General features: G+C 38.2%; 17 protein-coding genes. 4 read left to right on the plus strand and 13 right to left on the minus strand.

From position 1 onward, the window contains the following. Positions 1-63 precede the first annotated feature (63 nt). The 12 genes from E0H82_RS12310 to E0H82_RS12365 form a co-directional block, all read right to left on the minus strand. Entirely contained in the window at positions 64-408 is a 345-nt protein-coding gene (locus E0H82_RS12310; RefSeq protein WP_131265062.1) for a zinc ribbon domain-containing protein YjdM, read from the minus strand. An 86-nt stretch (positions 409-494) separates the two neighbouring features. Then, complete coding sequence (locus E0H82_RS12315) at positions 495-1,112, minus strand: class I SAM-dependent methyltransferase (RefSeq protein WP_131265063.1); 618 nt, start codon at positions 1,110-1,112, stop codon at positions 495-497. A 48-nt stretch (positions 1,113-1,160) separates the two neighbouring features. Next, complete coding sequence (locus E0H82_RS12320; protein ID WP_131265064.1) at positions 1,161-1,523, minus strand: DUF488 domain-containing protein; 363 nt, start codon at positions 1,521-1,523, stop codon at positions 1,161-1,163. A gap of 35 nt (positions 1,524-1,558) precedes the next feature. Continuing rightward, complete coding sequence (locus E0H82_RS12325; protein WP_131265065.1) at positions 1,559-1,903, minus strand: DUF2004 domain-containing protein; 345 nt, start codon at positions 1,901-1,903, stop codon at positions 1,559-1,561. Positions 1,904-1,917: 14 nt separating this feature from the next. Continuing rightward, positions 1,918-2,364, minus strand: coding sequence for an SRPBCC family protein (locus tag E0H82_RS12330; protein WP_131265066.1), 447 nt, complete (start codon positions 2,362-2,364; stop codon positions 1,918-1,920). Positions 2,365-2,474: 110 nt separating this feature from the next. After that, entirely contained in the window at positions 2,475-2,843 is a 369-nt protein-coding gene (locus E0H82_RS12335; protein WP_016165331.1) for a ribonuclease E inhibitor RraB, read from the minus strand. A gap of 82 nt (positions 2,844-2,925) precedes the next feature. Continuing rightward, entirely contained in the window at positions 2,926-3,591 is a 666-nt protein-coding gene (locus E0H82_RS12340; protein ID WP_131265067.1) for an RluA family pseudouridine synthase, read from the minus strand. Between the two features lie 126 nt (positions 3,592-3,717). Continuing rightward, positions 3,718-4,416, minus strand: coding sequence for a DUF1003 domain-containing protein (locus E0H82_RS12345; RefSeq protein WP_131265068.1), 699 nt, complete (start codon positions 4,414-4,416; stop codon positions 3,718-3,720). Between the two features lie 92 nt (positions 4,417-4,508). After that, entirely contained in the window at positions 4,509-4,751 is a 243-nt protein-coding gene (locus E0H82_RS12350) for a DUF6868 family protein (RefSeq protein ID WP_131265069.1), read from the minus strand. A gap of 36 nt (positions 4,752-4,787) precedes the next feature. Further along, on the minus strand, positions 4,788-5,351 hold the full coding sequence (locus E0H82_RS12355) for a DUF4256 domain-containing protein (RefSeq protein ID WP_131265070.1): 564 nt from the start codon (positions 5,349-5,351) through the stop codon (positions 4,788-4,790). 575 nt (positions 5,352-5,926) lie between these two features. Continuing rightward, positions 5,927-6,814, minus strand: coding sequence for a DMT family transporter (locus tag E0H82_RS12360; protein ID WP_131265071.1), 888 nt, complete (start codon positions 6,812-6,814; stop codon positions 5,927-5,929). Positions 6,815-6,906: 92 nt separating this feature from the next. Beyond that, complete coding sequence (locus E0H82_RS12365; RefSeq protein WP_131265072.1) at positions 6,907-7,725, minus strand: helix-turn-helix transcriptional regulator; 819 nt, start codon at positions 7,723-7,725, stop codon at positions 6,907-6,909. Positions 7,726-7,792: 67 nt separating this feature from the next. Here E0H82_RS12365 and E0H82_RS12370 point away from each other — a divergent pair, with 67 nt between their 5' ends. The 4 genes from E0H82_RS12370 to E0H82_RS12385 all read left to right on the plus strand — a co-directional run bounded on the left by E0H82_RS12370 (position 7,793) and on the right by E0H82_RS12385 (position 12,366). After that, positions 7,793-8,200 carry a DUF962 domain-containing protein gene (locus E0H82_RS12370; protein ID WP_131265073.1) on the plus strand — a complete coding sequence of 136 codons (408 nt, stop codon included), beginning with the start codon at positions 7,793-7,795 and terminating at the stop codon, positions 8,198-8,200. A gap of 227 nt (positions 8,201-8,427) precedes the next feature. Then, on the plus strand, positions 8,428-9,153 hold the full coding sequence (locus E0H82_RS12375) for a YgfZ/GcvT domain-containing protein (protein WP_131265074.1): 726 nt from the start codon (positions 8,428-8,430) through the stop codon (positions 9,151-9,153). Positions 9,154-9,612: 459 nt separating this feature from the next. Continuing rightward, positions 9,613-10,848, plus strand: coding sequence for an OmpP1/FadL family transporter (locus E0H82_RS12380; RefSeq protein ID WP_131265075.1), 1,236 nt, complete (start codon positions 9,613-9,615; stop codon positions 10,846-10,848). 336 nt (positions 10,849-11,184) lie between these two features. Next, positions 11,185-12,366: an OmpP1/FadL family transporter gene (locus tag E0H82_RS12385; protein ID WP_131265076.1), complete on the plus strand. Its 1,182-nt coding sequence runs from the start codon at positions 11,185-11,187 to the stop codon at positions 12,364-12,366. A 61-nt stretch (positions 12,367-12,427) separates the two neighbouring features. Here the strand turns inward: E0H82_RS12385 and thrH are convergent, their stop codons facing one another. Then, entirely contained in the window at positions 12,428-13,045 is a 618-nt protein-coding gene (thrH, locus tag E0H82_RS12390) for a bifunctional phosphoserine phosphatase/homoserine phosphotransferase ThrH (RefSeq protein WP_131265077.1), read from the minus strand. Between the last annotated feature and the right edge of the window lie 143 nt (positions 13,046-13,188).

Consider the following 13,188-nt stretch of genomic DNA (forward strand, 5'->3'; position numbering starts at 1 on the left):
ACTGATGCAAGAAAAAGGGTGAGATCATCCTCAATCTATGCATAGTGAGATAAAACCGTACAATTAAACTTTTTTCACATATTCTGATTTCAGTTTAATTGCTCCAATACCGTCAACCTTGCAATCAATATCATGGCCATCGCTAGCTTCAGGCAATAAGCGAATGTTCTTGACCTTGGTCCCGACTTTAACCACTGAAGATGAGCCTTTGATTTTTAAGTCTTTAATTACAGTAACCGTATCTCCATCGACCAATAAGTTGCCATTGGCATCCTTAATTTGAGCAACGTCTTCTGTTTGATTCAGCTCACCTTCTTTCCATTCATGCGAGCATTCTGGGCAAATTAATAAGTCGCCATCTTGATAAGTATATTCTGATTGGCATTTTGGGCAGTTTGGTAAAGACATAAAAAAAACTCAAAAAATAAAAAATAAAACTTAGTGTACTGTAAAACTGCGAATAACCCTAAATTCCATATGGGTATTTCTACAAATTATTGCTTTTGAAACACCACATAATTAAATTTTTGAGCTTGTTGATTGGGTGTGATATGCACGTCCTGCACACTCGAAATGAAACGGAAATCAGGTTCAGTAAATTGTTGCTGTAATTGTGCAACACTATAACGTTGAACTTCTAATCCACTGCATTTTAAAGGACCATCTTCAGCAAAAGTAGCTACAATCACGTACCCTAAGGGTTGTACGGCTGTTTTCACTTGCTGTATATAACGCTTTTGCTCTTGAGGTTGAGTTAAAAAATGAAATACTGCACGATCATGCCAAACTTGATAGCTTTCTGGTTCGAATTCCACGCTTAAAAGGTCGGCTACTTTCCAATCAATCAAATGAGCACGATCACCTAAACGCTGTTGGCTCTGCTGCAATGCCTGGTTGGATATATCTAACACTGTTAAATGGCGATAGCCTAAATCGAGTAATTCATCAGCAAGTATCGATGCGCCAGCACCAACATCAATCATTGCTGCATCAGGTGCTAATTTCAAAGATTGAATTAATTGTATCGATTGGCTTGCATGTAACTGAAACCAACTGACTTGCGTCACGGCTTTATCTGTATAAACTCGATTCCAATGTGTTTCTGTGGACATCTCTTCATTCCCTGCAATAAATAATATTATATTAAAATATATTTTATTTTAAGTATTTTCATCTTCAGGGAATTCTAAATAATGCTTCAGGACCACCGCATGATTTTGGTTGGTATTCTTTGCCGCTGTAATCAAGCTAATATTATTCTGTTGGCCTAAACGTCGTAATTCGGCAAGCGTTTCAGGGTGTTGCATCAATTCAAGCAAATATTTTGCTCGAAACTCTTCCCAGCCAATTAAATCTTGATGATAAGACTGCCTTAAAACAGTAGAAGGCGTAATCTCTTTGGGCCAAAGATCAATCTTGGCATCTTGTTTTTTAATGCCTCGTGGCCATAAACGATCCACTAAAATTCTTAATCCATCTTCTGCCGTAACAGGACTATAGGCACGCTTGATTTGAATCTGCATTGATTTCCTTAGCGGTGCGAAAATAAAGAATTCATTTAACTTTCCATACTGATATCTTCAACATTGCCATCTTCATCAAATGACACACATAACACATAGTCAGTCACATTTTCTGGCAGACTAAAATCAATCGAATCATCATTTTCTTCAACGGAATGAAAGTCTAAAAAGCGCTGCGTCGATAATAACTCAATCACCTGCTTCGCTTCAGGGTGCGTGAGCCCAGTATGATGCTGCCAATATTGCGGAGAGATTTCTTGCAGATGATGCTCTACATACAAGCGCACTTGATTATCTAACCCGACATCTTGCAGATAGCTTTGCCAAATCGCATTCCGAGCTTTCTGTTCTCTGTCCTTAAAATTATTAAACGTTTGCATAACATCCTTACCTTTTATCCATCAGGTATTTCAGGCGTAATTAGGAGTGCCAACAATTGCAAAGACTCTTGCCAGCCCAAATAGCACGCTTCTACGGGAATTACATCGGGTATGCCAGATTGAGTGATTTGAACTTCTGTCCCCACAGAGACCGCTTTAAATTGAACTTTGACTTCAATCAAATCGGGCATGTTTGGATCTTCAAATTGATCAACGTAGCGTAACAGCTCATTCGGTACCACTTCATGATATGTGCCACCAAAACCAATGCGTGTGCCTGTAGAAAAGTTAGTGAAATACATGCGATATTTGCCCTCAGGCTTCACCTCAAGCAAATCGACATGTGCTGTAAAACCGTGGGGTGCCATCCATTTGACTAAGGCATCTGCTGTGGTAAATGCCCGATAAACACGCTCTGGTGGCGCATTAAACACGCGATGTAATTGAACCGTATTCGACATGAGACACCTATATTTTTATTCTTTGGTTTCAAATAGTGTACGGTAAGTCGAGGTGGCTTATGTATAGCTTGAGTATGAATTATACAGCAACCACCTACTTTGGCATCTCGCTACTCATCATCATAATCATAGAGATAGCTTAAACAGCCCCAACCGTCATATTCACCTTGGAACATTTCGGCAATTTTAACGAACCACTCTTCTAAATCTTGAACATCTTGATATTCAGGAATCATATTGACATGCACGTTCAACACCCATAAATCACTGCCATCATTTTTGACTTCTTCTTGGAACAGTGAAATTTTTTGTTCTTCATGCAATAAATGCAAAGCGCATTTTTCTGCCTGATCTTGGGTTGTAAAAACAATAGAGAATTCAATTTCATGTAGATCGGTTAGATCATTACCATCTTCATACATCTGCCACAGTACATTACCGTTATCATCGTCTGGAAATAATTCATAGTTTCGGCTCATTGTTATATCCCTACTTTTTGTTTATTAATTCAACGTAATTTAGCATGATTTTATGACAGTTTAAGCCCCCAAATAGATATTTTTAGAATGCAGCTACACTCTGAATATCGACCAACTCACCACTGAATGGCTGGGTAAATTTCAAGTGACTGGCATGTAATGCCATGCGCTTTAAAGGACTTTGTAAAGGTTCTGGATGGTATAGCTTATCGCCTGTAATTGGATGTCCAATATATTGCATATGCACACGTAATTGATGTGAGCGCCCCGTAATCGGAGTCAGCAACACACGACTGATATCCTGCACTGAATCGTATTGCATCAGCTCAAATAAGGTTTTTGCAGCTTTACCCAACTCAAAATGTACAATCTGACGTGGACGGTTTTCCCAATCCGTAATTAAAGGGACTTCTACACTTCCCGATTGCTGAATCTGACCTTGTACCAATGCTTGATAATGTTTGGTCACCGTTCGTGCTTGGAACATTTTGCTGACCGCGACTTCGGCATCACGATGCTTGGCAAACATCAAAATTCCCGAGGTCGCCATGTCTAAACGATGGGTAATTTTCGCCTCTGGAAATTGCACTAAAACGCGATAATAAGCACTATCATGATGTTCAGGTAAGCGTCCCGGCACCGACAACAAACCCGCAGGTTTATTAATCACCACCAAGTCTGCATCTTCATAAATAATCTGCAAAGGTTCTTGTGGTGGGGTATAAACGAAGTGGTCATTAAGAGGCATGAGCAGATGGGATGACAAACAAAGCGGGCAAAATATCAAGCTCAATTCAGACTGTCAATTTTTCTGCTTTTAAGTCATTACATTCATCCGAAGATGATGCATCCCCCATCAAAAATCTAGAAATATTTAGCGATGCTTACTCATTTCTGACAGCAAATCTAACTGAATTTCCTGAATTTGTGTGAGCCTTTCCCATTGATGTGACAACAAATGATCCATTTTTTCATGTAAATGCCGAATTTCTAATTCTGCTTTCAAATTAATTTGATAGTCATGCTGCGAACGTAAACGGTCTTTGGCTTCCTGTCGATTTTGGCTCATCATAATAATCGGAGCTTGTATGGCCGCCAGACATGACAAAACCAAATTTAATAAAATAAAAGGATACGGATCCACTGGATGTACCAATAACACCACTGTATTTAAAAGAATCCAAAGCACTAAAAAAACGCCGAAACAAATTAAAAAAATCCAACTGCCGCCAAAACTGGCAATTTTATCTGCCAATTTCTCTCCCATTGTCCATTTTTGATCAAATTCAGTCTCTATATTCTTGGTAATCAGTTCATGCCGTTGCATGCTGCTAATTACTTCACGCTCTAAATCTGTCAGCTCGCCTTTTTCAGACTTTAATAAGGCGTGTACATACTGAATCCGGTAGTGGGTCAAATCAGAGCGACAGATAAAACGATCGGGAGACCAATCTGAAACATCTTTTTTAATTTCATCGCTAATCACATCACGAATAATATGCCCAGAGACCAGTGCGTTATAAGGAAATGACTTTTTGCACACTGCACACGTTTGATTTTGTCTATCTGTCATCTTTTTAATTCGTTTTCTATTTTGACTCTATCATAACAATTTTTGGTTTAAATGAAGTAACTTCCATTATTGCAACACTACAAATGTCAGATTTAACTTAAAATAGATAGAACAATAAATGGAACCAGATTAAACACCATAATTAAAATTTTATAGACTGCCATCGCCGCATAATGAATGGCATCGAAAGCTTGATCATTCAGATTAAACCAACGACCATGTAAACGTTTCATCCACGTTCTAGCATAGATAAAAACCACAAACCAAATCAATAAAATCAGATAATTAAGGGCTAAAGACCAGCCCAACACTTGCCGTAATAATTCCATATTCATATGTACCACCCCTATATTTAGGTTCAATGGCGTGAGCTAAAGCTTTATCCCAACCCGAAAACCTCGCGCAGCATAATAAGATTCAGCCCCATTATGATAAGTAAATACCTGACCATAGCGACGGTCACAAAATAGCGCCCCACCCAACGCCCGAATAGCCTCAGGCGTATACACCCAACTTGATGTTTTTTGGTCAAAATTTACTATTTGTTGTAATTCACGATATTGCTGTTCTGTGAGTAATATCGTGCCCATTTTCTGTGCCAAATGCACTGCACTGTCTTGTGGTGGATTCTGTTTCCGAGCAGCCAATGCGTCTGCGTCATAACATAAACTACGGCGACCTTTGGGACTTTCCTCTGCACAATCTACAAAATAATATTCATTGTTATTTTGTTGAAACTGAATAAGATCGGGCTCACCCCCTGTTTGCTCCATCCAGTGCAAACTTTGAATTTTTTCAGGTTGCGCTTGAAGTTTGGGCAACACTTCACTCCATTTGAGATAAGGATGCCTTAAAACATGCTGCTCAAAACGTTGCTGTAACTGGGTGAAAAGTTCCTGATCATCCAATGGCTGATCTAAGTTATGACTCGTCATTTCTGCTCTTCTTTTTATTAGATTATTGGGGGGAATACGCTCTTATCATGTTACTGAATGAGCTAAAAAAACATCGTCTAAATTTGTAAATGACGTAAAAATATAGATGGGAGTTATATAAAAAACTAAACTAGAATGGACTCTAAAATATTTTTAAACTTATATTTTTATTCAATTTTATTCTAAAAAATTTTTTAGGGTGTCAAGGGAAAACATCAGTGGTTTACTTCAACAACCATGACTTTGTAAATCATAACCTTGTGCCTATAAACTTTTGGTTTATAGCGTCCTAAGCCGAATCGAGACCTTTTGGGTAAGTACTACACTCACGTTGTACGCAACTGGTAGCAAACTACTCTTTCCGATCCCCATCACACCCTTGAGATATAGTGTAGGCAGATTCGATTGGGATTGTTTTCCTAAAATTTAGAATTTTCCATAATTTTTAAATGTATTTCCCATAATACAATCAATAAAAGAAATAAATTTCCATTTAATAAAATTTAATGAAGTTTTAATTTCACTTTTAAGCATAATTTGCGTTTTTTTACCACCAAAATAAAAGCAACTGCTCATTATGCCCAAATCACCATAGTGGCCGCCAAAATCACCAAAAATAGCCCTAAATGATCAGAACGAGCTAATTTCTCTTTAAAGAAAAATGCCGAAATCAACAAACTAAATAGAATTTCAATTTGTCCTAGAGTTTTCACCAAAGCCACGGTCTGCATACTCATGGCACTAAACCAGCCTAAAGATGCCAAGAAACTACATACACTGACTTTAAAGGTCAGTCCGACACGCTGCCCCATGTGGTACAAAGTTTTTCTGCTAAATAAACTTAAGTACAACAACAAAATCACACACTGGAAGCCAATTAAAATACACAACACCCACGCTGCGCGATGCAAAAAAGGCAGCATTGCTAGTTCTAAGCTGGCTTCTCGAACCAATAAAGAGGTAACGGCAAAACACAATCCACTGCCTAATCCGATCATTAAGGTTTTGATGGAGAGTTTGCTCTGCTTGCTTCCTTGACTCAGTAAGAATACAGCGATTGCACCAATCAGTACCCCAAGCCATCCCCAAACGCTTAAGTGTTCTTGTAGCAACATGACGCCAATGAGTGCAGCCAAAATGGCTTCGCTTTTTGCCAGTCCAATACCAATCGCGTAATTCTTTTGTTGAAACAATTTCACCATTAAGGCAGTTGCATATATTTGACTTATGCCTGCAACCAAAATATACAGCCAAAAATGTGCTGAAAAACTCACGACTGCTGTGACAGGTTGTTGGTGATATAAAATTGCGAGGTAACTTAAAGCAAAGATTGGAGAAAAGAGAAAACGGGCTAAGGTAGTTCCATAAACATCAACGGTGGTACTGAGTTGCTTTTGAAAAGCATTACGCCACGCTTGCATAAACGCCGCCATAATCGTAAATAGTACCCAAGCAATTGCCATAATTCTGACTTCATCTCTAACTCAGGTGCTAATTTACTCGCTTCAAATTGGCTTTTCGAGCTTTAGTTTTCTTTTACTCCACAGGTGTGTTGCTACTTAGGCTGAACAGAGGACTCACTAATAAAAACTGTTTTAGCCTTCAAAATGGAAGGGGCAAAATCGACCATGCGACGTAAGGTTCGTGTGTAATGTGCTTGATCCGAAAAGCCCGCTTCAAAAGCAAGATCAATTAAACTATAACCTTCAATCCACAATTGAATTGCATAGCGTACTTTTAACCACAATATATATTGCCGCATGGAACCACCCAATTGAGCACTAAATAAATGCATCAAACGTGACTCAGACAACCCGACTTGAGCCGAAACTTCTGCCGCTGTAGGAATATTCTGTGGTACTTGCTGTTTAATATATTCACACGCTTTTAAAATACGGACATCCCACGGCAAATGAGTTACTTGTGGGGATACAAGCTGCAAAATACGCAATAACAATTGTTTCACTTGCACAATATTTAATGCCCCTAATCTCAATTGTATAAGCTCACTCCTGAGTGGCTGTAAACAATCCGCAGGCAATGAATGCATCTGCTTTCCTTGTAATGCAGTGTGTACATAGCTATAAAGTTCATGGTCTGGATCTATTAACACCGCCAGATAAGGTTGATTTTCAGAATCCGTGCTATGGCTAACATTCGGTGCCATACAAACAATGTCATGATAACTACGGGGCTGATGATCCAAAGTTACAGCAAATTGAGCACCTAACCCGATTTGTAACAGTGCAGGGAAATGCGTATGTGATTTGTTTAAGTGTTCTTGTGTGACATATAAAATGACGCCATCCCAAGCATATACCCAGCTCTTTTCTGGTTTCGCTACTGGGTCAGATTCCTTCTGATGAAATAGCATAATCGTTCAAGACCCGATGTGGTATGTTGTTCAAAATGACTCCTGTAAACACTAAAGGAGTAGTTACATGTTACAGAATACCCAAGAACTGATTAAAAACAACACTCAGGAACTCATTAAAAATACTGTACCAACACTCACGAATAAGCATGAGGTACAAATTGTCGGCAATGATGGTCGTATTAAAACGCTTAAAGAGTTCTACCCTTTTTATCTTTCACAACATACAGACCCAACTTGCCGTCGTTTGCATTTCGTAGGTACAACCTGCGTGATTGGTATTGCTGCAACCGCAGCCATGAAGAAAAATGCCAAATTACTTTGGGCCTTACCTATCGTGGGCTATGGTTTTGCTTGGGTCGGTCACTTCTTCTTTGAACACAACAAACCTGCAACATTTAAACAGCCCTTCTTTAGCTTAATTTGTGACTTTAAAATGTATAAAGACATTTTAGTCGGCAAAGTCGACTGGTAAAACCCCTATAGAGCTGACTTATTTAGGGGTCTAATAAGTCAGCAACATTCTTAGAAATAGCCTCTATTAACGGTTATCCAATAGCTGTGATCTATTTGCAAAAAACCAAGAAAATTTTAATCTATTTCCTTTTCATGTTTTCCTGTAAAGCAAATGTGCAATTTCACGCAAAATAGTGGAAAATCAAGCGAATTAATTCTTCTATAAATTGTTGAAGTGAGCATTTCATGAGTACTCTTGCATTTACGGCTTTCACTCTTAATGGTGTAGACGTGCAAAAATTTCTACAAGGTCAAGTTACCGTTCACGTAGAACGCCTAATTGAAAATCAAACTCGCTATACCGCAATTTGTGATCTTAAAGGTCGAATTCATTTTGGCTTGTGGCTAAAAAAAATAAATAGTGAAAGTTTCGAAATTATTACCACACTCGATCAAAGCGAAGAATTTGCCAAACATATTCGAAAATTTGGTGCATTTTCCAAGATGAAACTGGAATCTATTGGGTCAGTATTTCCGAGTATTGTTGGTACACATACTGAATTTTCAGCAACAGAGACCGATATAAGTGCTTGGCAATTGCAAGCGATTGAAACAGGTCAAGCATGGATTTGCCAAATCACTGAACATGCGTTCCAACCTCAAGAGTTACGTTTACATCAACGTGAAGGTATTCACTACGATAAAGGCTGCTACTTAGGTCAAGAAATTGTGGCTCGCCTCTGGTTTAAAGCAAAACCAAAACATTGGCTACATTTAGTTCAAGGACATGGTGAAGCCCCTGCTCCTGCGACACAACTTGACAAGGATGTGGAAGTGGTCAATAGCATACCGACAACCGATGGCTATAAAGCCTTAGTCGTTGCCAAACCAACAGCAATGACTGAGTTAGGCTTACAAATCTTAGACTTGCCAGAAGCATTAAATGGTGATGTTGCAAGACCTGTTCATTAATTCTGTTTAAATGCATTCCAAGATCGTATATGAATTACATATACGATCTTCATTCACCCCATAAAATTAATATGAAAAATAAATACTTAGAATAATTATAAATTACAGATCATTTACGTTCTATATTTCATCTCTAGCAAATTAAATTACACAATACCCAATTTTGGTTATTTTATGATCAGTTGCATTTTATTCCAAATGCAACTTACGCCCCAATTAAACATATATATTTCAGCTAGTTAAAATAAAACCATTACTAAAATATAGATTTTTTACTCTATTTTGTTGTTTTTTTGAACTAACCAGTTCAGCTAGAGCATTTACTCTTATTTTAATTGTGTTATTTTTGTCACATGGAGTAACAATATGATTTTGGTCGGACCTACCAAAAATTCCAGAATTAACAAAAGCATGATTCAACATGCATAAAAATCGTGTACCTCAAGGGAAGATGAAAGAATGAAATTAAAAGCGCTAACTACCGCAATGATTCTCGCAGCATTACCAACCGCTGGAGCATTTGCTGCGGCACTTGACCGTTCAGGACAATCAATTTCTGCCTTCTTACAACCAGGCAACTATTTTGAAGCAGGTATTTCAATACTAGATCCAAGTGTTTCTGGTACAGCTAATGCTAATGGCTCATCAATATCAGATATGGGCGATGATTATTACTTTCCAAATGCTGCATTAAAATTACAAGTAAATGATCATTTCTCTTTTGGTTTAATTTACGATCAACCATTTGGTGCTGATGCAACTTATTCAACTAGTGATTCTGTATTAGCAGCAAATGGCTCAGGTTTATTTCATAATGGCACAGAGTCGACCAATGTTGAAGTTAAAACCCAAAACCTTGCTATGATCTTAGGCTACCAACCGAATGAAAATTTTAATATTTATGGTGGTGGTGTTTACCAAACAATTAAAGGTCATGTAAAACTTCGTGGTTTAGCATATGGTGGAGCTGCTGGATTCGGCGGATATAATGCAGATATTAGTGAAGACAGCGCTACAGGATGGTTAGCTGGTTTTGCCTACCAAATTCCTGAAATTGCCTTGAAAGCATCTATTACCTATCGTTCTGAAGTTGAGCATTCTGTCGGAATAGATGAATCTTCTGTTGGTACAGGAGCCCTTTCAGCTATTATGAATAATCCTGCACTAGCGGGAGTGAGTGCTACAGGTGATACAGATGTTACTACACCTCAATCTGTTAATCTTGATTTCCAAACTGGAGTTATGGCAAATACTGTAGCGTTTGCGAATGTACGTTGGGTAAACTGGAAAGATTTCGCAATTCGTCCTTATGCATTTGGTGTTGCAGCAGGAAAAACTCCAGGATATCCAAATGGATTTGATTTGGTTGCTTATAGCGATGATCAATGGTCAACAAATGTTGGCTTAGGTCGCAAATTAAATGAACAATGGGCAGGTAATGTTTCTGTAGGTTGGGATTCTGGTGCAGGTAACCCTATAACGACACTAGGTCCTACAGAAGGTTATTGGAACCTTGGTTTAGGTGTTCAATATAGCCCAACACCAGCAACCTTTATTGCTGGTGGTGTGAAATACTTCTGGTTAGGCGATGCTAAAGCACAAACTGGCGCACAATTTGGCACATCAAATTATGTTGCAAATTTCTCTGACAATGATGCAATTGCATACGGTTTAAAACTCGGCTACCGCTTCTAATTCATACTCCATTCAAAAGACCATCCTTCTGGATGGTCTTTTTTTTGGCAAAAAGTATCATTTTATAAATTTCTGTTTCTATCAAACTTAGCCAAGTGTTTCTTAATTAAGCATTTAATCATTTACTTAAAAAGCTCTATAATTAAACTAATTACTCTAATTTTTTATATATAAATCATTAATATACATACGTACCATTAGTATTTTTACTCTATTCAAGCACTTTTTGTGTATGAGCTAGTTCAATTAATAAACGGCATAGTGCATTTACTCTTTTTTAATTTGTGTTACCTTCGCCTAACTTTTAGTTACAAAGTGATATCAGGGAAAATATCCATGAAGCTTACAGCCCTTAAAAAAGCAATTTTACTCTGTCTTATTCCTACCACCTCTACATTTGCAGCGGGTCTCGATCGTTCTGGTCAATCTATCCTGCCTTTTTTGCAATCAGGAAACTATGCTGAAGCTTCAATCAGTATTTTAGATCCGAATGTAAGTGGTAAAAGTAATAGTGGGGCTGCTGTAACAGACATGGCGGATGACTATTATTTCCCATCAGCTGCACTTAAAGTTCAGGCAACCGAACATTTTTCTTTTGGTTTACTTTACGACCAACCTTATGGAGCTGACTCTCAATATTCTGCTGAAGCGGGTACTTTTGGTAATGGCGTAGAAGGTACTAGTGTTAAAGTTCGTACCAACAACTTATCCCTGATTGTCGGCTACCAACCAACTGAAAACTGGAATTTTTATGCAGGCCCTGTTTATCAAACGGTAAAGGGTGATGTCTCTTTACGTGGTGCAGCTTACTCGTTACTTTCTGGTTATGACATTAACCTAAAAGAAGACGAGGCTTATGGTTGGTTAGCTGGTGCAGCGTATCAAATTCCAGAAATTGCATTAAAAGCAGCTGTAACCTACCGCTCTGAAATTAAACACGAATTAGATACTACAGAAACTTCAAATATCTATATTCCACCGAATTACTTACCAACTTTACCAAGTGGCGTAGACTTACGTTCTGTCACCAGCCAAACTGAAGTGGTCACACCACAGTCTGTGAATGTAGACTTTCAAACTGGTGTTGCAAAAGATACTTTAGCTTTCGCAAATGTACGTTGGGTACACTGGGACCAATTTGCTGTTAGCCCAACAGCTTTAGCAACCGCATCAAAAATCGCGAAAGGTAAAGCACAAAACCTGATCGATTATTCTGATGATCAAATTTCTGCAACAATTGGTCTAGGTCATAAATTCAATAAAAAATGGTCTGGTTCTGTTTCAGCAGGTTGGGATTCAGGTGCAGGTAATCCCGTTACAACTTTAGGCCCAGTTGAAGGCTATTGGAGTGCAGGCTTGGGTGGTCAATATAGCCCAGCAGAAAATTATTTTGTTCAAGCTGGTGTTAAGTACTTCTGGTTAGGGGACGCTAAGGCACAAACTGGCGGTAATGTTGTTGGTGATTTCTCTGATAATGAAGCAATTGCTTACGGATTGAAATTTGGCTATAAATTCTAATCTTTGAAATAAAAAAGACGGACTTATAAGTCCGTCTTTTTTTTGCTTTAATCTTATAAAATTAAGCAGGAATATCACGTATAGATGCCTTACGAATAGCTTCTTTTAACGCATCATAACCGTTGATTGCTGGGAATTGTGGAAACTCAGCAATCACATTTTCTGGCGCATCAAACAAGAAACCATGATCTGCTTCGCCCAACATTGTGGTGTCATTATATGAATCACCCGCGGCAATCACACGGAAGTTTAAACCATGAAGTGCTTTCACTGCCTGACGCTTTTGGTCTGGTTGACGTAATTTATAAGCAGAAATCATGCCCTGCTCATCTGTTTCTAACTTATGACAGAAAATGGTTGGCCAACCCAATTGTTTCATCAGTGGATGTGCAAACTCATAAAAAGTGTCTGAGAGAATAATCAGTTGAAAATGCGTGCTGACCCATTCAACAAACTCTTTCGCACCTGGAAAGGGTCCCATTTCCGCAATCACTTCTTGAATATCATCCAAGCCTAAATTATGTTGCTTAAGAAGATTTAAGCGCTGTGTCATCAACACATCGTAGTCAGGAATATCACGTGTTGTCGCTTCTAGCGCTTTAATTCCAGTTTTTTTTGCAAAGTTAATCCAAATTTCTGGAACTAACACACCCTCTAAATCAAGACATACAACTTCCATGAATGCTCCCAACTGTCTATGAAAAAAATTTGGACTATAATAGCATCAACTTATGATTCAGTAATTGCTGTTTTTTAAATCTATTTTTTTCATAAGCATTTATTTTTTAATGCTAAGTAGAAATATTCAATTCAATTAGAATA

This window comes from Acinetobacter sp. ANC 4910, from assembly GCF_004331035.1.
Taxonomy (GTDB): domain Bacteria; phylum Pseudomonadota; class Gammaproteobacteria; order Pseudomonadales; family Moraxellaceae; genus Acinetobacter.